The organism is Mesorhizobium sp. PUT5, assembly GCF_052216645.1.
In the GTDB taxonomy this organism is placed as follows: domain Bacteria; phylum Pseudomonadota; class Alphaproteobacteria; order Rhizobiales; family Rhizobiaceae; genus Mesorhizobium.
Genome location: NZ_JBQOSO010000003.1, coordinates 1,729,745 through 1,748,847 on the forward strand (window position 1 = coordinate 1,729,745; position 19,103 = coordinate 1,748,847).

General features: G+C 67.1%; 20 protein-coding genes and 1 pseudogene. 3 read left to right on the forward strand and 18 right to left on the reverse strand.

The window, feature by feature from the left end; all coding sequences use genetic code 11:
• Positions 1-70 precede the first annotated feature (70 nt).
• On the reverse strand, positions 71-382 hold the full coding sequence (locus tag ACTDI4_RS09815; RefSeq protein ID WP_442840977.1) for a hypothetical protein: 312 nt from the start codon (positions 380-382) through the stop codon (positions 71-73).
• A 124-nt stretch (positions 383-506) separates the two neighbouring features.
• On the opposite strand from ACTDI4_RS09815, the gene ACTDI4_RS09820 reads away from it, so the two are divergent.
• Positions 507-1,715: a diguanylate cyclase gene (locus ACTDI4_RS09820; protein WP_442840978.1), complete on the forward strand. Its 1,209-nt coding sequence runs from the start codon at positions 507-509 to the stop codon at positions 1,713-1,715.
• On the opposite strand, the gene ACTDI4_RS09825 is transcribed toward ACTDI4_RS09820, so the two are convergent.
• A complete protein-coding gene (locus ACTDI4_RS09825; RefSeq protein WP_442840979.1) occupies positions 1,699-2,058 on the reverse strand; it encodes a hypothetical protein in 360 nt (119 codons plus the stop codon). The genes ACTDI4_RS09820 and ACTDI4_RS09825 overlap by 17 nt on opposite strands.
• Positions 2,059-2,243: 185 nt before the next feature.
• Between ACTDI4_RS09825 and ACTDI4_RS09830 the strand changes: the two genes are divergently transcribed.
• The gene (locus tag ACTDI4_RS09830; RefSeq protein ID WP_442840980.1) at positions 2,244-2,636 is read left to right on the forward strand and encodes a hypothetical protein; all 393 of its coding nucleotides are present in this window, start codon (positions 2,244-2,246) and stop codon (positions 2,634-2,636) included.
• A gap of 43 nt (positions 2,637-2,679) precedes the next feature.
• On the opposite strand, the gene ACTDI4_RS09835 is transcribed toward ACTDI4_RS09830, so the two are convergent.
• From ACTDI4_RS09835 to obgE, 13 genes are all read right to left on the reverse strand, one after another.
• The gene (locus ACTDI4_RS09835; RefSeq protein WP_442840981.1) at positions 2,680-3,936 is read right to left on the reverse strand and encodes a D-amino acid dehydrogenase; all 1,257 of its coding nucleotides are present in this window, start codon (positions 3,934-3,936) and stop codon (positions 2,680-2,682) included.
• A gap of 75 nt (positions 3,937-4,011) precedes the next feature.
• Positions 4,012-5,142 carry an alanine racemase gene (alr, locus tag ACTDI4_RS09840; RefSeq protein WP_442840982.1) on the reverse strand — a complete coding sequence of 377 codons (1,131 nt, stop codon included), beginning with the start codon at positions 5,140-5,142 and terminating at the stop codon, positions 4,012-4,014.
• A 170-nt stretch (positions 5,143-5,312) separates the two neighbouring features.
• The gene (locus ACTDI4_RS09845) at positions 5,313-5,837 is read right to left on the reverse strand and encodes an RNA pyrophosphohydrolase (RefSeq protein WP_442840983.1); all 525 of its coding nucleotides are present in this window, start codon (positions 5,835-5,837) and stop codon (positions 5,313-5,315) included.
• Positions 5,838-5,842: 5 nt separating this feature from the next.
• A complete protein-coding gene (locus ACTDI4_RS09850; RefSeq protein WP_442840984.1) occupies positions 5,843-7,018 on the reverse strand; it encodes a divergent polysaccharide deacetylase family protein in 1,176 nt (391 codons plus the stop codon).
• A 129-nt stretch (positions 7,019-7,147) separates the two neighbouring features.
• The gene (locus ACTDI4_RS09855; protein ID WP_442840985.1) at positions 7,148-8,482 is read right to left on the reverse strand and encodes a S41 family peptidase; all 1,335 of its coding nucleotides are present in this window, start codon (positions 8,480-8,482) and stop codon (positions 7,148-7,150) included.
• Between the two features lies 1 nt (position 8,483).
• Positions 8,484-9,785, reverse strand: coding sequence for a murein hydrolase activator EnvC family protein (locus ACTDI4_RS09860; protein ID WP_442840986.1), 1,302 nt, complete (start codon positions 9,783-9,785; stop codon positions 8,484-8,486).
• Positions 9,786-9,863: 78 nt separating this feature from the next.
• Positions 9,864-10,346 carry a 23S rRNA (pseudouridine(1915)-N(3))-methyltransferase RlmH gene (gene rlmH / locus ACTDI4_RS09865; RefSeq protein ID WP_442840987.1) on the reverse strand — a complete coding sequence of 161 codons (483 nt, stop codon included), beginning with the start codon at positions 10,344-10,346 and terminating at the stop codon, positions 9,864-9,866.
• Positions 10,347-10,354: 8 nt separating this feature from the next.
• Positions 10,355-10,732 (reverse strand): ribosome silencing factor, encoded by a 378-nt coding sequence (gene rsfS, locus ACTDI4_RS09870; RefSeq protein ID WP_442840988.1) that lies wholly within the window; start codon positions 10,730-10,732, stop codon positions 10,355-10,357.
• 166 nt (positions 10,733-10,898) lie between these two features.
• Complete coding sequence (locus ACTDI4_RS09875; protein WP_442843318.1) at positions 10,899-12,188, reverse strand: MFS transporter; 1,290 nt, start codon at positions 12,186-12,188, stop codon at positions 10,899-10,901.
• A 100-nt stretch (positions 12,189-12,288) separates the two neighbouring features.
• Entirely contained in the window at positions 12,289-12,876 is a 588-nt protein-coding gene (locus tag ACTDI4_RS09880; RefSeq protein ID WP_442843319.1) for a nicotinate-nucleotide adenylyltransferase, read from the reverse strand.
• 45 nt (positions 12,877-12,921) lie between these two features.
• A complete protein-coding gene (locus tag ACTDI4_RS09885; RefSeq protein ID WP_442840989.1) occupies positions 12,922-14,208 on the reverse strand; it encodes a glutamate-5-semialdehyde dehydrogenase in 1,287 nt (428 codons plus the stop codon).
• Positions 14,209-14,211: 3 nt separating this feature from the next.
• On the reverse strand, positions 14,212-15,366 hold the full coding sequence (gene proB / locus ACTDI4_RS09890; RefSeq protein WP_442843320.1) for a glutamate 5-kinase: 1,155 nt from the start codon (positions 15,364-15,366) through the stop codon (positions 14,212-14,214).
• Positions 15,367-15,371: 5 nt separating this feature from the next.
• Positions 15,372-16,409 carry a GTPase ObgE gene (gene obgE / locus ACTDI4_RS09895; RefSeq protein ID WP_442840990.1) on the reverse strand — a complete coding sequence of 346 codons (1,038 nt, stop codon included), beginning with the start codon at positions 16,407-16,409 and terminating at the stop codon, positions 15,372-15,374.
• 114 nt (positions 16,410-16,523) lie between these two features.
• Here obgE and ACTDI4_RS09900 point away from each other — a divergent pair, with 114 nt between their 5' ends.
• Positions 16,524-17,387 (forward strand): endonuclease/exonuclease/phosphatase family protein, encoded by an 864-nt coding sequence (locus ACTDI4_RS09900; RefSeq protein WP_442840991.1) that lies wholly within the window; start codon positions 16,524-16,526, stop codon positions 17,385-17,387.
• Positions 17,388-17,401: 14 nt separating this feature from the next.
• Here ACTDI4_RS09900 and ACTDI4_RS09905 read toward each other — a convergent pair whose 3' ends face one another.
• From ACTDI4_RS09905 to rplU, 3 genes and pseudogenes are all read right to left on the reverse strand, one after another.
• The gene (locus tag ACTDI4_RS09905; protein WP_442840992.1) at positions 17,402-17,989 is read right to left on the reverse strand and encodes a GNAT family N-acetyltransferase; all 588 of its coding nucleotides are present in this window, start codon (positions 17,987-17,989) and stop codon (positions 17,402-17,404) included.
• A gap of 126 nt (positions 17,990-18,115) precedes the next feature.
• Positions 18,116-18,385 carry a 50S ribosomal protein L27 gene (gene rpmA / locus ACTDI4_RS09910; RefSeq protein ID WP_442840993.1) on the reverse strand — a complete coding sequence of 90 codons (270 nt, stop codon included), beginning with the start codon at positions 18,383-18,385 and terminating at the stop codon, positions 18,116-18,118.
• A 106-nt stretch (positions 18,386-18,491) separates the two neighbouring features.
• Positions 18,492-18,938: pseudogene (gene rplU, locus ACTDI4_RS09915) on the reverse strand (50S ribosomal protein L21); the annotation flags it as partial.
• Between the last annotated feature and the right edge of the window lie 165 nt (positions 18,939-19,103).

The window sequence follows — 19,103 nt, forward strand, 5'->3', positions numbered from 1 at the left end:
CGAACCCCTCGACCTTGGCCCAAACCTGCTCCGGCAGAATGGTTCCGTGTAGCTATGAAAGGCTCTGGGCTTATCCGGGACGCCGCACGAACTCGTGGAACTCCTCGCGCTGCCCCGGAACGTCCCTGGCCACGACCATGGCGAGCCGGGCCTTGTCGAACAGCTTGAACCATTCGTCCCATTCGACCAGATCGAAGCCGCCCGAATTGGCGGGCCGCTCGGGGCGGTCGACATCCTCATAGGCCTGCTGCCCGAACACGATGCGCAGCATCGGCTGCGTGCCGGCTTCGGGCGAAATATCCACCACCGCCGGAGAGCCTGCGCGTGCGGCCACCCAGTCGCGGATCGCCTGATGATCCGTCAGCATCACCGTTTCGGCCATGTTCGCCTCCTTCGCGCTTTTGTTCCGAAACGCCGGTCCTTGCCTCCGGTTCCGCCGCCATCGATGCAGCCGTTAACCTGTTCTTTGGCGTGGCTGGGTTATTCATCCACAAGGGCGGAGCTATATGAGCGGCGCAAGTTTCATCTTGGCTATCAATCTGTTTCTCTCCGGTCTGCTCGCCGGGGCGTTCATGATGATTGCCGTCTACGATGTGCGCCGTGTCTCGGCTCGCTGGCTGGTCTTCACCAACCTCCTTTGCATGGCCTATCTGATCGTCGAGTTCAGCATCCCGGCCTTCGCCGACGCCCGACCGCCGGTGGTCGCGGCGTTCGCCCTGTTCCTCGCCTCGACCATCGCCTACAATGTCGGCCTGGCACGCAAATACGAAGTGGCGCTGCGCTGGGCGCCGCTGGTGGTGTTCTTCTTCGCGGCCAGCGTGGTAGTCTATTTCGCGCAGGATCTGCCGCGCCACTCCCTTGCCCGCATGATGGCCTACCAGCTTCCATATGCCATCATGCAATTGGCAGGCGCGGGGATCGTCTGGTCGTCCCGGCAAAGGCCGGAACTCCTCGACCGCATGCTTATGGCCACGCTGGTGGGCAGCGGGGCGCAGTTCGCGGCCAAGCCCTTCATGGCCCATGCGTTGGGCGGCTGGGGGCCGGCGCCGCAGCAATATCTGCAAACGTCGTATGCCATGGCCTCGCAGTCGCTGGGAACGGTTTTTGCCATGGCGGTGGCCGTGCTCACCCTGGTCGTGCTGGTGCGCGACGTCATGCGGGACGCCACCGCCAGATCCGAAAGCGATGCCCTGTCGGGCCTCCTCAATCGCGGCGGTTTCCAGCGCCATGCCGAACTGGCCCTGCGCGATGCCGCGCGCCATGGCGTGCCGGTCTCGCTGGTTATCGCCGACCTCGATCATTTCAAGGCGGTCAACGACAGTTTCGGCCATGCCGCCGGCGACCATGTCATCGAGACCTTCGCCGGTTTCCTCAGGGATGCCGCAGCCCCCAGCCATGTCGCCGGGAGGATGGGAGGCGAGGAATTCGCCATCCTGCTGCCCGGCACCAACCTGGCGGCGGCGCGGCTGTTCGCGGAAGGTGCGCGCAGCGCCTTCAGTTCCCTGCCCATCGAGGGATTGCCCGCGCTCCACCGATGCACGGCAAGCTTCGGCGTCGCCGAACTGCAGGCGCAGGAGGGGCTCGGCGATCTGATGCAGCGTGCGGATGCCGCGCTTTACAATGCCAAGAAGGGCGGCCGCGACCAGGTGCGCACCTCGGCCCCCTGTTTCGAAGTCAGGCCTTCCAACTGGGCGATCGCTAGCGGCAGGGGTTGAGATCGGGCATTTCGCCGTCCGACAGTCCGTACATGTAGCTCCGGCCCTTGACGAAGACCGGCGGCCGGTAGCAGCCGCCCTCCGCGAAAGGACCGCCCATGTCGTCGAGATATTCGACCTTGGGCCCCCCGGTGTAGTTCGCCAGTTGCTTGGCCCGCGCGCCTTCACCCACGATGATGCGCTTGTATCCGGCGGCGCTGTCGATGACCAGGTTGCCGAAGGAATCGGCATAGACGCGGTCGTGATGGCGCGACCCTGCAAGGGCCGGCGCGATATGGGCCGCGGCGAGCGCGGCGCCGGCAAGGGCCGCCAAAAGAATCCGTTTCCGGGCAATGCGGTGCATGGATGTCTCCTCCTTCGATGAGGGTGGCACCTCCTCGATTCGAGACGTTAACCATTTCTTAACCATTGTTAAGGGATTTGGCAGGGCATGCGCTTGCGTTCGTGCAATATGGTTAACAAGTCGCGATGGCCCCTTGATCCCGAGGGGAAGGCGCATCTAGGCTTGCAGCATCGGAGGTTCTTCCAATGGCCCTAGGCCGGATGGTCAGGGTGACGCTCGCCCTTCTGCCGCTCACCATTGCCGCCGCCTGCGTGTCGGACCCCGGTCCGCCGGCACTGAACGGCAGGCCGGCTCATGCCGCGGCGCTGACTTCGGGAGCGCCCGTACTGCAGACGGACGAGGACAGGCCCCAGCCCCGGCGCGCGACCTATAGCTGCGCCGACGGCGGCATGATGACCATCGAGAATATCGGCTCGGCGGTCAGGGTTCTCGGCCCTGACGGCGTCGACGAGGAACTCCCGGCTTCGCCGGCCGGGCAGAACAGCCGTTTCGGCGCCCACCACGACGCGATCGTCATCGACGGGCGCGACGCGCTGGTCATGAAGGGTGGGGCAACCCCAATCGCCTGCACGCGCTGAGCACGTCTCCGGCGGGCAGGGGGGCGGGCAGGGGAGACCCTGCCTATTTGCGGTAGCGTTCCGGGCTGAGGTCGCGCGGGTCGACCTCCGGCTTGCGGCCCGAGACTATGTCGGCCAGCACGCGTGCCGAGCCGCATGCCATGGTCCAGCCCAGCGTGCCATGGCCGGTGTTGAAGTAGAGGTTGGCGAATTTCGAATTGCCCACCAGCGGCGGGCCGTCGGGCATCATCGGCCGCAGGCCGCACCAGAAGCTGGCCGCGCCGATGTCACCCGCGCCGGGAAACAGATCGCCCACCGAATGTTCCAGCGTCTCGCGGCGCGATGCCCGCAAAGTGAGATCGTAGCCGGCGATCTCCGCCGTGCCGCCCACGCGGATGCGGTCGCCCAGCCGGGTGATCGCTACCTTGTAGGTCTCGTCCATCACCGTGGAGACGGGTGCCTTGTCCGCGTCGGTGATCGGCACGGTGATCGAATAGCCCTTCACCGGATAGAGCGGGATAGGTTGTCCGATCCTGCGCATCCAGATCGGCGAATAGCTGCCCATGGCCATGACATAGGCGTCCGCCGTTCGGCTGCCGGCGCTGGTCTCGCAGCCGGCGATGCGGCCGCCTTCGACGCGGATCGCCTTCAGCGTGGTGCCGTATTCGAACTTCACGCCGCGCGCCGCGCACATCTCGGCCAGCCGCTCGGTGAAAATCTTGCAGTCGCCGGTCTCGTCGCCCGGCAGGCGCAGGCCGCCGACGAATTTTCCGCGCACGCCGGCAAGCCCTGGCTCGGCCGCCACGCAGCCGGCAGGATCGAGCACCTCGTAGGGCACGCCGTACTGCTTCAGCACCTCGACGTCGCCGCCGATGCCGTCGAGTTGCTTCTGCGTGCGGAAAAGCTGGAGAGTGCCCTGCGCGCGGTCGTCATAGGCGATGCCTGTGGACGCGCGCAGCGCCTTCAGCACGTCGCGGCTGTATTCGGCGATCGGCACCATGCGCGCCTTGTTGACCGCGTAGCGGGCCGAGGTGCAGTTGGCCAGCATCTTGAACATCCAGCTCCACATATGCGGATCGAGCGCCGGCCGGATCTTCAGCGGCCCGTGCCTCATGAGGAGCCATTTGATCGCCTTGACGGGCACACCCGGCCCGGCCCAGGGCGAGGAATAGCCGGGCGAGACCTCTCCGGCATTGCCGAAGCTGGTTTCCAGCGCCGGTCCCGGCTGGCGGTCGAGCACCGTCACCTCGTGGCCGGCCTCGGCCAGGAACCACGCGCTGGTGACGCCGATCACGCCGCTGCCCAGAATGAGAACCTTCATCGTAAACTCCCCCTCGGCGCTCTTCGACGCCTTACCCGATATCCGTCCGCACGAAATTCATGGAAATCCGCGCCGTTACCCGAGGTAGCGGCGGTGGAAGCGGTGGCCGAGGCTGGTCAGCACTTCGTAGCCGATGGTGCCCGTCAGTTCCGCCACGTCGTCCACGCTCTGCGACGGCCCGATCAGTTCGACCAGGTCGCCCTCCTTCAGCCGCCCTTCGGGAACGGCCGAGATGTCGACGATGATGGAGTCCATCGACACGCGACCGATGAAGGGCAGGCGCACGCCGCCGACGAAGGCCGCAGCCGCGCCGCGCCGGTGCCAGCCGTCGGCATAGCCCAGCGACAGGGTGGCGGCGCGCAGCTTGCCCGATACGCTGTAGGTGTGGCCGTAGCCCACGCCCGCGCCCTCGTCGAGCAGGCGGGTCTGGATGATCTTGGCCTCCAGCCGCACGACCGGCAGCATGGGGTTGTCGCGGCCCGGCGTGGGATTGATGCCGTAGAGAGCGGCGCCCGGTCGGGCGAGGTCGTAATGGTAAGGCTTGCCCAGGAAGATGCCGGAGGAGTTGGCAAGCGCGGCCGGCGCGGGCGGCAGCTTCGCGCGCAACTCCTCGAAGGCCAGCCGCTGCGCCTCATTGGCCGGATGCTCGGGCTCGTCGGCGCAGGCGAGGTGGCTCATCACCAGCTTCAGGTCGAGCCCGTCGAAGGCCCGTGGGTCGGCTGCCACCGCATCGACTTCCCCGGGCGTCATGCCGAGCCGCGACATGCCGCTGTCCACCTGCAAGGTCGCGGGCAGTTTCCGTGCCAGGCGCCGGGCCATGTCGCGCCACGCGGCAAGTTGGCCGCTGCTGTTGAGCACTGGCGTCAGGCCGGCTGCGGCCGCGTCCGGCTCGGCCCCGGGAGGAATGCCGTTGAGGATATGGATGGCAGGGCCCGTGCCAAGCGCCGGGCGCAACTCTATGCCTTCGCTGACGTGGGCGACGAAGAAGGTGTCGCAGCCTTCCGCCATGAGCGCCCGTGCGATCCGTGCCGCACCCAGCCCGTAGCCGTCGGCCTTGATCACGCCGGCGGCGCGCGCCGGACTGAGTCGCGACTGGAGCCTGCGATAGTTCTCGCGCAGGGCGCCGAGATCGATGGTGAGAACGGCACCTGTCGCCGCAAGGCCTGGCTGTGGCGCCACGGTCCGCTCCAGCATGATCTGGTTCATGGCGGCTGCCCTCGAATCCTTTCGAATATTCCCGTAGAAACGGTGCAGCCGTGCTTGTAGCATTTATTTTGTGCACGATCCCGCCGAAATATAAGGCGGTACTCGAGGATCGTGCCGTTTTGCGTTTCGCCTGAGGCGAGATTCGCACGGAAGCGTCGCGGGGCGCCGCTTCAGCCGGCGAGGTGCCTGAAGGCCGCGATCACCTCGTCATAGACCTTGCGCTTGAAGGGCACGATCAGGCTGGACAGGTCCCGCATCGGCCGCCAGTCCCAGCGGTCGAACTCGGCCGTATGGCCGCCCGGCGGAGGGTTGATGCGGATTTCGCTCACATCGCCATGGAAGCGGAAAGCGAACCATTTCTGCGTCTGGCCGCGATATTTTCCGCGGAACGCGATGCCGACGAGATGTGGCGGCAGGTCGTAATTGATCCAGCCCGGCGCCTCGCCGACGAGGTCCAGGCTTTCCATGCCGGTCTCTTCGTAAAGTTCGCGGCGGGCGGCGGCCAGCGGCTCCTCGCCCTTGTCGATGCCGCCCTGCGGCATCTGCCACAGTTGCGCGGTGCCGGAAAACTCGCTGTCCGGCTCGGGGATGCGGTGCCCGACCCACACCAGCCCGCGGGTGTCGAGCACCATCGTGCCGACGCAGGGCCGATAGGGCAGGCTTTCGGGATCGACCGGCTTTTTTGTCCTGGGCATCTTGTTCATCGCCTTTCGGGATCGTTCGCAACCGCCGAGACCGGCACGATCTCGATGCCGCGCTTGCTGGCCTCGACGATCCAGGCCGCCACCGCGTCTACCGTCACGCCGAAGGCCGAGCCTGTGCCCAGTGCAAAGCCCTTGGCGCGGGCGGTGGCCTCCAGTTCGTCCAGCTTCTTCAGAATGGCGCCGCGCTCCTGGACGACGTCGATGGCTGTATCGGCGACCGCCAGCGGCACGCCGTCCTTCTGCGCCAGATCCGGCGCGACGGAGCGTGCGGAAGAACCATCGTCCAGATAGCCAAGCCCGCGCTCGGCAAGCTCGGCCATGAGCGGTGCGAAGGCGGTCGGATCGGCCGAGAAGCGCGCGCCCATATAGTTCATCACCATGGTGTAGTTGGTGGTGCGCGACAGCACCCGGCGCAGGTTCTTCAGGTTTTCCTGCGGCGTCGCCGCCACCGTCAGCGTGTCGCGGCCGGGATTGACGTTCGGATAGTCGAACGGCTCCAGCGGCAGTTGCATGACGATCTCGTGGCCGCGCCGCCGCCCTTCCTGCATCCAGCGGCCGATCGAGTTGCCCTGCGAGGCGAAGGCAAGCGTCACCTCCGCGGGCAGCTTGGCGATGGCTTCCTGCGTGCCGGTCTGCGAGACGCCGAGCCCGCCGATGACGATGGCCACGCGTGCGCCGCGCGCGCCCGACCACGGCCTGGCATAGACGTCGAACGGACGCCGGCCGTCGGCTGCGCGGATCGGCAGCGGCCCTGTCTCGCTGTCCTCGATCAGCGCCTTGTCGGGAAGGTGTGCAACGGACAGGTCCTGGCCGATCGCCGAGGGGTCCCGCACCACGATGCCGGCCTGTCCGCCGGTCTCCACCGGTTGCACATGGATGATTTGCGGTCCATCGGGCCTGCCGGCCGCAGGCGGCGCAGCGGCGGGTGGGGGAGGCGTGGCGGATGCCGGCGCCGGCATCTGCGTGGTCGGCCCCGGCGTTGCCACCGCCACGGGTTCGATCCTGCGGAAGGGTTTTTCGCGCAGCGCGATGGCGCCCGACACGACGACCAGGGCAGCGACGGCGAGGCCCGCTGCCAGCGCGCCTCCGCTGATGCGCCGTCGCGCCGGACCCTGCCTTTTCCTCGCGGACTGCCCGAGCGGACGGTCGATCTCTCTGGTGCCCTCAGTCAAGCCGCATCCCCTGGAAGGCGCCCCGAATCAAACTGCCGGAACCTTGACGGTCCCGGCAGCATCGCATTGCTGGCAGCGCCCGGCCAGAATTATCGCGATCTCGCGGCCTGGCGCAGGTCCCGCGCGAACCTACTGGTTGTTCATCACCGCCTTGTCGGGATTGGGCGGGAAGGACGGGTCGGTCTTCTGGCCGCGCAGCAATTCCTCGGCATAGATGAGCTGGAGGTCATCCTTCGGGTCCGGCGGCACATAGGCGGCGGAGCCGGAGCCCTTGTCGCTTTCTTCGGCGCCCTTGATATGGCCCTTCAGGTCGGACTCGCCGCGGGTGACGTCGCGCCCCTGCAGTTCCGGCGGCAGCGGCTGGTCGACCTTGATGTCGGGCGTGATGCCCGTACCCTGGATCGACTTGCCCGACGGCGTGTAATAGAGCGCCGTCGTCAGCCTGAGCGCGCCGTTCTCGCCCAGCGGGATGATGGTCTGCACCGAGCCCTTGCCGAAGGACTGCGTGCCCACCACCGTGGCGCGCTTCATGTCCTGCAGGGCGCCCGCCACGATCTCCGAGGCGCTGGCCGAACCGCCGTTGATGAGCACCACCAGCGGCTTGCCTTCGATGTCGTCGGTCGCCTTCGGCTTGGCGTCGAAGCGGGTCACGTCCTTGGGGTCGCGGCCACGGGTGGAGACGATCTCGCCGCGGTTCAGGAAGGTGTCGGACACGCTGACCGCCTGGTCGAGCAGGCCGCCCGGATTAAGCCGCAGGTCGAGCACGTAGCCTTTCAGCTTGTCCTTCGGAACCTGCTTCTTGATCTGCTGTATGGCGTTCTGCAGGTCGTCATAGGTCTTCTCGGTGAACGAGGTGATCTTCATGTAGCCGACGTCGTTCTCGACACGGAACTTGACCGCCTTGACCTTGATGATGTCGCGCACGACCTTGATTTCGAGGGGCTTGTCGGCGCCCTGGCGCAGCACGGTCAAGGTGATCGGCGTATTGACCGGACCGCGCATCTTGTCGACCGCGTCGTTGAGCGTCATGCCGCGCACTTCCGTGCCGTCGATCTTGCTGATGTAGTCGCCCGCCAGCACGCCCGCCTTGGCCGCCGGCGTGTCGTCGATCGGCGTGATGACCTTGACGAGGTCGTTTTCCATCGTCACTTCGATGCCGAGGCCGCCGAACTCGCCCTTGGTCTGCACGCGCATGTCCTGCGCTTCCTCGGCATTCATGTAGGATGAATGCGGATCGAGCGAGGACAGCATGCCGTTGATGGCGTTCTCCACCAGCGCCTTGTCGTCAGGCGGCGTGACATATTGCGCGCGCACGCGCTCGAAGATGTCGCCGAAGATCGCCAGTTGCTTGTAGGTGTCGGAACCTGCGGCGTTGGCGGTGGAGCCGGGCGCGCCGTAGACGAGGCTCATGGCCGAGGCGCCCATGAGCGCGCCGGCAAGCAAGAGCGACAATTTCCGCATCATTTCACGTCCTTCCAGAAAAGCGGTCCGCCCACCACGGGGTCGGATCGACGGGTTTTCCATCCTTGCGGAACTCGACATAGAGCTCCGGCTGGGTCATTCCGCTCGGCGCAGGCGCGGTGCTTGCCACCCGGGCCTCGCCCATCGCGCCAATCGGCTCTCCCGCGAGCACAGATTGGCCGGACGCGACGCTCAATCTGCTCATTCCCGCCAGCACGACATGATAGCCGTCGCCGGCATTCAGGATCAAGAGTTGTCCGTAGGAACGAAACGGCCCCGCATACAGAATGGTCCCATCCGCCGGCGCGGTAACGATTGCGCCCGATTGTGTCGCAACCATGTCGCCCTGCATCACGCCGCCGTTACCGTCGTCGGCGCCGAACCGGCGTTTGATCCTGCCCGTGGCGGGCAGCGCGATCTGGCCCTGCAGGGCCGAAAAGGGCGGCGAATCGACCAGCCGGTTGGCGTCCGGCACCGGCAGCATGGCCAGGTCGGCCTGGGCGGCCGCGTCTGCCGCGGCCTTCTCCGCCTGCTTGCGCTTCTTCTCGGCCTCCGCGTCCAGCGAGGCGATGAGGTCCTTGAGGCTGGCGGCGCGGGCGGCAAGGTCGCGTGCCTTCTGCCGCTCATCGGCAAGGGCGCTCTCGGTTTCGGCCTGGAGCTTGCGCTTGGCCTCCAGAAGCAGGGTGAGCCGCTGCTTCTCCGCCGCCTGCTCGCCCATGGCCGCCGTCAGTCGGGCTCGCTCGGCTTCGATGGAGGCCGTCACCCGTGACTGCTCCTTCAGGTCGGCCATCAGCTTCTCGGTCTCGTGGCGCATTTCCGGCACCACTGCGCCGAGCAGGATGGCGCTGCGCACCGAGGAAAGCGCGTCTTCCGGCTTGACCAGCAGGGCGGGCGGCGGGTTGAGTCCCATGCGTTCCAGCGCGCCCAGCACCTCGGCCAGCACGCCGCTGCGGCGCGCCAGCGAGACGCGGATCTCGTCCTCCTGCTGCTTCAACCCCTCCAGACGCACACCGATGTCCTCGATGTCCTCGCCGAGCTTCTGTTCGGTCTTGGCCGACTGGATCAGCGCTGCGGTGATCGAGGCATGGTCCTTCTTCACCGTGGCGACGTCCGCGGCAAGCTTGGCCAGCCGCTCCGCCGAAAGCGTGATCTGCCTGGAAAGCTGCTCGTATTCCGCGCGGTCGCGATCCTGATCCGCGGCGTCCGCCTCCTGCGCGCGGGCGCCGGCGAGCGAAAGGGCAAGCACCGCCATCACGGCCGCGAGGCCGCCGGGCACGCTTGCTCTGGTTCGCCGTCCTTCACCCATGCGACCTCGATCCTAGACCGGGCTTCGTTAACGGAACATCAACCATGTTGGAAGCACCGCCTGGTTGCGGATGGCTGCTCACGAACGGTGATAGGGGTGCCCGGCAAGTATGGTCGCCGCGCGGTAGAGTTGCTCTGCCAGCATGATCCTGACGAGTTGATGCGGCCATGTCATGGCGCCGAGCGAAACCACGAGGTCGGCCTGGTCGCGCAGCGACTGGTCGTGTCCGCCGGCACCTCCTATGGCCACCAGCAGGCCTTTGCGGCCCTCGTCGCGCAGCAGGCCGACGCGCCCGGCGAAGTCCTCGGAGGTGAAGCTGCGGCCGCGTTCGTCGAGCAGGGCCAGCACCATGCCTGGCTGGAGCTGCGCCTGCAGGGCGCGTCCCTCCTCGCGCCGCCGCTCGGTTGCGGTCTGCGCACGGCTTTCCGGCACTTCGACGATACCGGCGAATTCGAGCCCGATCGCCGGCCCGCTCTTGGCGAAGCGCTGGAAGTAGCGTTCGGCCAATTCTCTTTCGGGGCCGGCTTTCATCCGGCCCACGGCATGCACGGAAACTTTCATCCTTGACCCTAGTGGAGGGTTTCTTCCTCCAGGTCCGGCGCCTGCCACATCTTTTCAAGATTGTAGAATTCGCGGACCTCGGGTCGGAAAACATGGACGATGACGTCGCCCGAATCGATCAGCACCCAGTCGGCGCTGGCCAGCCCCTCGACGCGCGCATTGCCGAAGCCGGCGTCCTTGAGCGCCTTGAGGAGATGATCGGCCACCGCCGAGACGTGGCGGTGCGAGCGGCCCGACGCGACCACCATGTAGTCGCCGAGCGTCGATTTTCCCTGGATGTCGATGGAGACGATGTTTTCGGCCTTGGAGTCTTCCAGACTGGCAAGGACTTTCTCGAGGGCACGGGAGGATGCGTCGCTGACGCTGATCCCGGCCGGCGAAGGCACAAGGTCGGCCTTCTTCCGAAGTGCTGTTCTCAGTGTCTTTCCTTTCGCAGCAAGAACAACCAAATCACCCTGCAAATCAGGTGATGTCACTTAAATAGGCAGAGTTCCGTTTCAGTTTCAAGACGGCTTGCAAATGCCGTCCTGGACGAAAACGTCGCGCAATGCGCTACGGTTCCCCCCGCTCAGGCGCGTCGTCGGGCGCGAAGGCAAGGTCTACCGGCGGCGGCGCCTGCGCCGTCATCGGCGCGAAGCTTGCAGTGGCCAGCGGGGCTTCGGCGCTTGCGACGCGCCAGGCCACGAACAGCGCATAGACCAGCGCGATCGCCACCGCCACATGTATGAAGACCTGCGTGCCGTAGAGCGCCGACAGGCCGGTGACGATGCCCGGTACCACGAAGCCCGCCACCGACCAGGCAAACAGCAGCGAGGACGACAAGGCCACCAGGTCGTCGCGTGTGGCGCGGTCGCTGGCATGGGCTGTGGCGAGCGAATAGACGGATTCGGCCGCCCCGTCCCAGACGACGTAGATGACGATCAGCGCCGCAAGTGCGCCGCCATCGAAACCGAAGGCCAGTATGCCGGCCGCCACGGCCAGCAGCGCGGCGAAGATCAGCACGTAGCGGCGATCGGTTCGGTCCGACATCCAGCCGAGCGGCATCTGCAGGATCAGCGTGCCCACCGGCATGGCGGCCAGCAGCAGCGCCACATCGTTCTGGCTGTAGCCCTTGGCCGTGGCGTGGATCGGGGCGAAGCCGGAAATGGTCATGGAAAGGCCGCCCACGGCCAGCATGCCCGCCACCCCGACGGGCGAGATGCGCCAGGCCTTGGCCAGCGCCACGGAGGCGGAGGCCGGCGGCGCCGGCTGGGCCAGCCGCGTCAGGCCGACCGGCAGAATGGACAGCGCCGTGAAGGCGATGCCGATCATCGGTGCCGAGTTGGTGCTGATGTCCACCAGCGCCAGCGCATAGTAGCCGACGCCGAGGCCGGCGATGTAGGCCACGGACGACAACGCCATGACGCGGCCGCGGATGGCATTGTCGACCACGTCGTTCAGCCAGCTCTGTGTCACCACGAACAGGCCGCATATGGCAAAGCCGTAGAGCGCGCGCGCCGCAACCCACAGGACGGGATGCGGACCGGCGCCGATGGCGACGTTGGACAGCGCGATCAGCGCCGAGAGCACCATGAAGGCCCGTGCATGACCGACGCGGCGCACCAGCGCGCCGATGAGCAGGCAGCCGGCCACGCCGCCAGCCGAAAGGCCGGTGATGATGAGCCCGGCCCAGACGGGATCGACGCCCTCCGCTCCCAGCCGCACCGGGATATAGGCGAACATCAGCCCATTGCCGACCGCAATCAGCGCCATGGACAGGATGACGCTGGCGATCGCGATCAGCGGTGCCGGCGGACCGCCGCGCGCCGCATCCGTCTCCGCCCGATCCTTGTCCAGCACCATGCTCATGGCGCGAGATTGCCTCGTCCGCCGCCCGGAAGCCGCCGCAAAAGCGACATCCGCAGACGGCGGCATGCTGCTTCGCCGCAGGCGGGGCAGCCGTTCAGCCTGTGGCCGGCCGCCTCAGCGCGGTGGAGGAGAGGGACGAGCGCCGGCCGTGGATGAAGGTCCAGGCGGGCGCCCTCATGCGGGCGAGGCGCCGGGCATCCCGCTCGTCGACGCGTGCGTAGTCGAATGTCTTGGCCGCGACGGACGACAGGAAGGACAGCGTCGAGCCGGGGCGGTCGATCACCGCGACGGGAAAGGTCAGCATGATTTCGCGCCAGCGCTGCCAGCGATGGAAGTCCCGCAGCGAATCGGCGCCCATGATCCAGACGAAATCGACACCCGGATTCCTTGCCCGCACCAGCGCCAGCGTATCGGCCGTGTAGCGCACGTGATGCGCGGCCTCGAAGGCGGTGACCTTGATCCTGGGGTTGGCGGCCACGGCCTCCGAAAGCCGGATGCGCTCTTCCAGGGGCGCCAGTTCCCGCGCGTTCTTGAGCGGGTTGCCCGGCGTAACCATCCACCAGAGCTGGTCGAGCGCCAGCCGGCGCAGGGCGATCTCGGCCACCAGCGCGTGGCCGGCATGCGGCGGGTTGAAGGACCCGCCGAACAGGCCCACCTGCATGCCCTTCTCGACATGCGGCATGCGCAGGTAGCGGCGGGGCAGCACCCTAGAATTGACCGGCCGGGCTCAAGGCCGCACCTGCCCTGAGCCGCGCACGCGGTATTTGAAGGAGGTGAGCTGCTCCACGCCGACAGGCCCGCGCGCATGCATCTTGCCCGTGGCGATGCCGATCTCGGCGCCCATGCCGAACTCGCCGCCATCGGCGAACTGGGTGGAGGCGTTGTGCAGCAGTATGGCCGAATCGATCTCGTTGAAGAATTTTTCCGCCGCCGCCGCGTCCTCGGCCACGATCGCCTCGGTGTGATGGGACGAGAAGGACTCGATGTGCTCGATGGCCCCGGCCACGCCGTCGACCAGCCGCACGGAGATGATGGCGTCGAGATATTCCGTCGACCAGTCGGTGTCGGTGGCCGCTCCGGCATCCGGGAAAAGCTTCCGCACCTCGACGTCGGCGCGGATTTCGCAGCCGGCGTCGCGCAGCGCCTCCAGCACCGGCACCAGATGGGTGGCGGCCGCCGCGCGGTCGACCAGCAGCGTCTCTGCCGCGCCGCAGATGCCGGTGCGGCGCATCTTGGCGTTTACGGCGATCTTCACCGCCATGGCGAGATCGGCCGACTTGTCGATGTAGAGGTGGCAGATGCCTTCGAGATGGGCGAACACCGGCACCCGTGCTTCCGTTTGCACGCGCTCCACCAGGCTTCGCCCGCCGCGCGGCACGATGACGTCGAGATTGCCGGAAAGGCCCTTCAGCATCTCGCCGACCGCGGCACGGTCGGTGGTCGGCACGAGCTGGATGGCGGCCTCGGGCAGCCCCGCCGTCTTCAGCCCTTCCGCCAGGCAGGCGTGGATCGCCGCCGACGAGTTGATGGAATCCGAGCCGCCGCGCAGGATTACCGCATTGCCGGCCTTCAGGCACAGCGCGCCGGCATCGGCGGTGACGTTGGGCCGGCTTTCGTAGATGACGCCCACGACGCCCAGCGGCGTGCGCACGCGCTCGATATGCAGGCCGTTCGGCCTGTCCCATTCGGCGATTGTCGTGCCCACGGGATCGGGCAGGGCGGCGACGGCACGGACACCCTCGGCGATGGCGCGGATGCGGCCGGCATCGAGGGCAAGCCGGTCCATCATGGCGGCCGAAAGGCCGGCCTCCCGGCCGTTGGCAAGGTCGATGGCGTTGGCGTCCAGGATGTTCTTCTCGTTGGCCAGGATGGCGTCGGCCATGGCGTTCAGCGTGGCGTTCTTGGCCTCGGTCGAGGCGATCGCAAGCGGCCTGGCCGCCGCCCGCGCCCGGCGGCCGATCCCGGCCATCAGGGTCGCCGTGTCGTCCCCTGCCTCGTCGTGCAGCTTCAGCATGGCTCAACCTCCGCCTTGCACGTCGGCATGGCTCACCACGAGGTCGTCGCGGTGGATCATGGCCGAGCGCGCTTCGTAGCCCAGCACCGCCTCGATCTCGGCGGTCTTCAGCCCCGCGATCCTTACGGCATCGGCCGCATCGTAGGCAACCAGCCCGCGCGCGATCTCGCGCCCCTCGGGCGACAGAATCGCCACCGTGTCGCCGCGCGCGAAATTCCCCGCCACCTGCTTCACGCCGGCCGGCAGCAGCGACTTGCCGGACATCAGCGCACCGACCGCGCCGGCATCGACGGTGAGCCGGCCCGCCGGCTCCAACTGGCCGGCGATCCAGGTCTTGTAGCCCTTGACCGGATGCGCGCTCGGCTTGAACAGGGTGAAGCGCTCGCCGCGCTCGACAGCCCTGAGCGGCGACAGCCGCGTGCCGGCGGTGATGATCATGGCCGTGCCCGCCCCGGTGGCGATCTTGCCGGCGTCGAGCTTGGTGCGCATGCCGCCGCGCGACAATTCCGAAGCCGCGGCACCGGCCATGGCCTCGATGTCGGGCGTGATGCGCTCGACCTGGGGGATGAAGGCGGCGTTGGGGTCGCGCGCCGGCGGGGCGGTGTAGAGCCCGTCGATGTCCGACAAGAGCACCAGAAGGTCCGCGCCCATCATGGTGGCGACGCGGGCCGCCAGCCGGTCGTTGTCGCCATAGCGGATTTCGGAGGTGGCGACCGTGTCGTTCTCGTTGATGACCGGCACCGCCTGCATCTTGAGCAGGGTGGAAATAGTGGCGCGGGCGTTGAGATAGCGGCGCCGTTCCTCGGTGTCGCCCAGGGTGAGCAGGATCTGCCCGGATTTCAGCCTGTGCCGGCCCAGCGCCTCGGCCCATGCGCCGGCCAGCGCGATCTGGCCGACCGCCGCCGCCGCCTGGCTCTCCTCCAGCTTCAGCGCCTTCCTGCCGAGGCCGAGGATGGTGCGGCCGAGCGCGATCGCCCCCGACGACACGACGAGGATCTCGGTTCCGTCCGCCGCCAGCGCGCCGATGTCGTCGGCCAGCGATTGCAGCCATTCGCGCTTCAGGCCACTGGCGCGGTCGACCAGCAGCGCCGAGCCGATCTTCACTGCGATGCGGCGGTAGCTTTTGAGGGGGAGGGGGGCAACGCCGTGGACCGCCATGATGGTCATGCTTTCCACCGCTCATCCGTCACGTCGGCTTCAGCGGCCTGCTCCCGCGCCTCCTGCACCACGGAAATCAGCGCGCGCAAAGCCGTCTCGACGCCTTCCCCGGAGACTGCCGAAAGCAGCAAGGGCGCGCGGCCGCAGGCCTTCTTCAAGGCCGCTGCCTTCTCCCTGCGGGCCTCTTCGTCCAGCGTGTCGACTTGGCTCAGGGCCACGATCTCCGGCTTTTCCGCCAATCCCTGGCCATAGGCCTGCAATTCGGAACGCACGGTCGCATAGGCCTTGGCCGGGTCTTCTTCCTGCGCCGAAACCAGATGCAGCAGCACCCGCGTGCGTTCGACATGGCCGAGGAAGCGGTCGCCGATGCCGACGCCCTCATGCGCGCCTTCGATGAGGCCGGGAATGTCGGCGATGACGAATTCGCGCGCGTCGATGCGGGCGACGCCCAGGCCCGGATAGAGCGTGGTGAAGGGATAGTCCGCGATCTTCGGCTTGGCCGCCGTCACCGCAGCCAGGAAGGTGGATTTTCCCGCATTGGGCAGGCCGACCAGCCCGGCATCGGCGATCAGCTTCAGCCGCAGCCAGATGTTGAGTTCCTGGCCCGGCAGGCCGGGATTGGCCCGGCGCGGCGCCTGGTTGGTGGCGGTCTTGAAGTGCTGGTTGCCGAAGCCGCCATTGCCGCCCTTGGCCAGCAGGAAGCGCTGGCCCACTTCGGTGAGGTCGCAGATCAGCGTCTCGTTGTCCTCCGCATAGACCTGCGTGCCCGCCGGCACCTTCAGCACGACGTCCGCGCCCTTGGCGCCGGTGCGGTTGCGGCCCATGCCGTGCACACCGGTCTTGGCCTTGAAATGCTGCTGGTAGCGATAGTCTATCAGCGTGTTGAGGCCGTCCACGGCCTCCACCCATACATCGCCGCCGCGCCCGCCGTCGCCGCCGTCCGGCCCGCCGAACTCGATGAATTTTTCGCGGCGGAACGACACCGCGCCGGCGCCTCCGTCGCCGGAGCGGATATAAACTTTGGCCTGATCGAGGAATTTCATCTGACTGTGCCGTTCCGGCTGCTATTGGGTTTCACGGACGCGTCTTCCCTAGCCTAAGGTGCGGCCGAGTGCGAGAGCGGATGCGGCCGATTCGGCCGCAGGGCAGGGGGTATCGTGGTGAAGCTGGTCACCTACAATGTTCAATACGGCATTGGCCGCGACGGAAAACTCGGTCTGGAGCGCATCGCCGCCTCCGTTGCGGACGCCGATATCATCGCCCTGCAGGAAGTGACCCGCAACTATCCAACCAATGGCGGCGTGGACATGGTCGCCGGGCTTTGCGCCTTGCTGCCGCACCACCGCCATGTCTACGGCGCGGCCATGGACATCGACTTCGGCGCGCTCGCCCCTGAGGCAGGCAGTGCCGAACTGCGCTTCCAGTTCGGCAACATGCTCTTGTCGCGCTGGCCGATCGCCTCGTGCCGCAACCTTCTCCTGCCGCGTAGCCGCACCTACGACCGCGCCAACCTGCAACGCGCGGCGCTGGAAGGGCTGATCGTCACGCCGCTGGGGCCGCTGCGCTTCTACAGCGTCCACCTGGACCATGTGAACCGCGACGAGCGCATCATGCAGATAAGGCACCTGAAGGAGCGCGTGCTGGCTTATCCGCGGGAAGGCGGCGCGGTGACGGGCGCGGGCGAATACGGTTTTCCCGAGCCGCCTTGCCCCGAGGATTTCGTGCTGATGGGCGACTTCAACATGCGTCCCGGCGAGGCCGAATATGACGAGATGACGGGTGCGCCGGACACCCTGTTCGGCCGCCGCATCGTCGCGCACCACCCGGTCGACGCCTCGCGCCTGGCCGGCCCTGCGCCGGAAGGCAGCGTGAGCTGGGTGGACCTTTCCGGCGCCGGCCAGCATGCGCGCCTCGACTACTGCTTCGTCTCGGCAGGCCTCGCCGCCCGCGTCAGCGACACCTGGATCGACGCCGACGCCGACGGCTCCGACCACCAGCCGGTGTGGACGGTGCTGGAATAGGCTTCGGCGCCGGTTCACAGCCTCGCCCAGCTCCTGATGCTGTTCCAGGTCCTGCGGTCGAGCCTGTAGCGCTCGACCGGCACCTGGCCGGCGACCATGGAATTCAGCATGCCCTGGCCGGCATACTGGAAGCCGCATTTGTGGATGACCCGGCGCGAAGCGGGGTTGATGACCCGGCAGGAGGCGTGCAGCACCTGGATGTTGGTCGCCGAGAAGGCGAGGTCCACCAGCGCGTGCGCGGCTTCCGTGGCATAGCCCTTCTTCCAGTGCGGCTCGCCGATCCAGTAGCCGAGTTCCAGCCCGCGCTCGGTGGCGTTGAGCCCGGCGCAGCCGACGAACGCGCCCGTTGCGGACACGGTCAGCGCATAGACGGCGCCGGAACGCTGCAGCCGCGCCATGGCCAGGAAGGCGCGGGCCTCGGCCTCGCCATAGGGGTGCGGCATGCGCGCCAGCATCTGCGCCACATGGTGGTTGTCGGCAAGCTCGACCAGTTCGGCGATGTCGCTTTCGCACGGCGCGCGCAATGTGAGCCGCTCGGTGGCGATCTCGGGCCGATCCAGCGTGTAACTTTCGTCCTCGGTGTCTTCCGCTTCTGCAACCATGACGATGTCCTCCAGGCGTGGTGAAAAAGAAAGGGGAGATGGCGACCCATCTCCCCTGATCCTTTTCTGGCCTGGCCAGACACCGGTTCCCGAGATGGGGCGCCGGTGTTCTTGGTGCGGAACCGGCTACTCCGCGGCTTTCGGCATCGGGTTTACCGACACGTAGGTTCGGCCGTTGGCTTTCCTGGCAAACGACACGGCGCCTTGCTCGAGGGCGAAGAGGGTATGGTCCTTGCCCATGCCGACATTGGTGCCGGGATGCCACTTGGTGCCGCGCTGACGCACGATGATGTTGCCGGCCAGCACTGCCTCGCCGCCGAACTTCTTCACGCCAAGGCGCTTGGATTCCGAATCGCGACCGTTGCGCGACGAACCGCCAGCTTTCTTGTGTGCCATGATACTGCTCCTTTGCGCCGCTTCGGGCGCCTGCAATCTCTATGAACGCGTTCGCGTTCCGTTTCAAGCCTGCCGGGGCGAAGAAAGTCGCCCTGCGGCGGTCTTATTCCGCCGCGTCGTCGGCCTTGGCCTTCTTCGGCGCCGCCTTTTCCTTCTTCGGCGCGTCCTCGGCCTTGGCCTCGCCTGCGGCTTCCGCCTTCACCTCGGCCTTGGCCGCCGCCTTCTTGGAAGGCTTGGCGCCGCCGGTGAGGATTTCGGAGATGCGCACGGTGGTCAGCAACTGCCGGTGGCCGATCTTGCGGCGCGAATTCTGCCGGCGGCGCTTCTTGAAGGCGATGACGGTCTTGGCCTTGCCCTGCGCGACCACTTCGGCGGTGACCGTCGCACCTTCCACGAAGGGTGCGCCGATGACGACATCGTCGCCCTCGCCATGCGCCAGGACCTGGCCGATCTCGACGATCTCGCCGACTTCGCCGGAAACCTTCTCGATCTTGAGGAGATCGTTGGCGGCCACGCGATACTGCTTGCCGCCCGTTTTGATGACTGCGAACATTTTTAGCCTTTCGCTGTTCGGTCGGCCTTTGTGGTCCGCCGCGCCTTTCCTGGAGCATACCCGGGAAACGGACGGTCCGGCCGTCTTTTTGTCAGTCTGCGGGTTCAAAAAACAAACAGCGCGGAGACCTGCCCCACGCCGATTGCGTGGCGTGCCTAACCGAAG